Origin of the sequence: Brevundimonas sp. (genome assembly GCF_013823285.1) — a bacterium.
Lineage (GTDB): Bacteria > Pseudomonadota > Alphaproteobacteria > Caulobacterales > Caulobacteraceae > Brevundimonas.
Genome location: NZ_PNLV01000189.1, coordinates 1 through 1,808 on the forward strand (window position 1 = coordinate 1; position 1,808 = coordinate 1,808).

Consider the following 1,808-nt stretch of genomic DNA (forward strand, 5'->3'; position numbering starts at 1 on the left):
TTCCAGCGACAGCGCCCTGTGATCTGGACCCCAGCCTTCGCTGGGGTGAGCGGGCTTAATGAGACTCCGGGACGAAAAAACAGTGCAACGGAGTCTCACGTCGCCGGAATTGTTCAGCGAAAACAGCGGGGGATGAATTTCGAGTGCAATGAAGCGCCTCCCCTGGGTGCCGCGGCACGGGGCCGATGGGGAGGCATTGTAGGGGGGCTGGAAGGCAGGGGGACGAAATCGGGGCCTCAGGGGCGCTGATCCAGTGTGGGGCAAGGGACTGGGGGCGGGAGATGCGGGATTATCGGCGGGCATTGCCTACACAAACTCGTCATTCCCGGCCTTGTGCCGGGAATCCATGATCACGGGCTGTGCGGCGCGCGCCTTGATCTGTCCGAGCGTATGGATCGCCGGGACAAGCCCGGCGATGACGGTGTTGGAGGGGGGCGGAGTGGCTTCCGACCCTCATCCCCCGCGCAGGAACCTCCGCGCTTGCGCGCTCCGGTGCGCGGGGCCCCCTTCTCCCATCGGGAAAAGGATCTAAGCCCGGTTGAGGCGCTTGAGTTCGCTGGCGCCGTAGAACTGGGGCTCGAGGCCCGGCATCCAGGCGAGCTTGCCGAGACCGCGGACGGCGCGGTCCATCCAGAAGGCGCGGCGGGAGTGGCCGATCAGGGTCATGAGCAGGGCGGCGACGCCGAAGACGGCGGCCTGACCGGCCCCCACGATCATCCAGCGGGCGAGGGCGGGCCAGTTCTTCTCTTTCGCGGCGGTCTGGGACGGGCCCTGGCCATAGGCGAAGGCGCGGGTCAGGGCGTAGCGCAGGGTGGCGCGGTGGGGCGGGGCGAACTCCTCGACCCAGGCGTCGGCGGCCCAGCCGAAGCGGCCGCCGCGCGCCGCCAGAGCCGCGAACAGGGCGTCGTCCTCGCCGCCGGACTGATCCGCCGAGACATCGAAGGGCGCGGCGCCGGGCAGGGCGGTCGCGCGGGTCATCAGGGAGGCGCCGCAGCCGTAGGCCTGATCGATCAGGCCGCTTTTGGCCGGCCCCTCGCGCCCGAAGAACCGCTCCAGATAGGGCTTGAGCCAGACGGGGGCGCCCTCGGCCCGGCCGTGGATGGGGCTGAAGGTCACGTCCGCGCCGGACGCTTCGTGGGCCGCGAGGATGCGCGTCAGCCAGTCGGGGGCCGCTGCCTCGTCGTCGTCCAGAAAGGCGATCAGGGAGGCGTCGGTGGCGCGCAGGGCCGCGTTGCGGGCGGTGGCCACGCCCGGCGTGGGGACGTGGACATAGACCAGCGGCCACGGGCTATGGGCGCGCAGGGCCTCGACCCGGTCGCGGGCGGAGCCCTCGGGGTCGTTGTCGGCGATGACGATCTCGCACACCCGGTCGGCGACCCGGACTTGCGCAAACAGGGAGCGCAGGGCCCGCTCGAGACTGTCGGGGCGGCGCAGGGTCGGCACGATGACGGCGACATTGGTGATCATGCCAACACCTCGCCCACGGTCCTGATGGCGGCGCCGCGCGCCTGCGCGTGGGCGACGATGCGCGCCAGCGCGGCGGGCGTGCAGCCGTATTTCGAGGGATTCTCGCGCACGTCGTGGGTGTAGAGGATGACCCAGGCGGCCTGATCCACCGCCCGGTCGATCCAGCGCATGGCCTCGGCCTCGCCGTCCGGTCCTTCGATGCCCACGGCGGGCAGCTGGTTCAGGTCCGAGCCATCCCTGACGATGCCCGAGTGGACGGCGCGCAGGGAGCCGTAGCGGCCCTTCAGCGCCTTCTTGGCCTGGGGCGAGACCTCGCCGTAGGGATAGGCGAAATGGCGGGG

1 protein-coding gene and 1 pseudogene are annotated in these 1,808 nt (G+C 70.7%); both read right to left on the reverse strand.

Annotation, left to right across the window (positions count from 1 at the left end):
* Positions 1–528: 528 nt before the first annotated feature.
* A complete protein-coding gene (locus C0461_RS14290) occupies positions 529–1,467 on the reverse strand; it encodes a glycosyltransferase family 2 protein (RefSeq protein ID WP_292107964.1) in 939 nt (312 codons plus the stop codon).
* A pseudogene (locus C0461_RS14295) lies at positions 1,464–1,808 on the reverse strand (polysaccharide deacetylase); the annotation flags it as partial. The pseudogene C0461_RS14295 and the gene C0461_RS14290, both read right to left, overlap by 4 nt.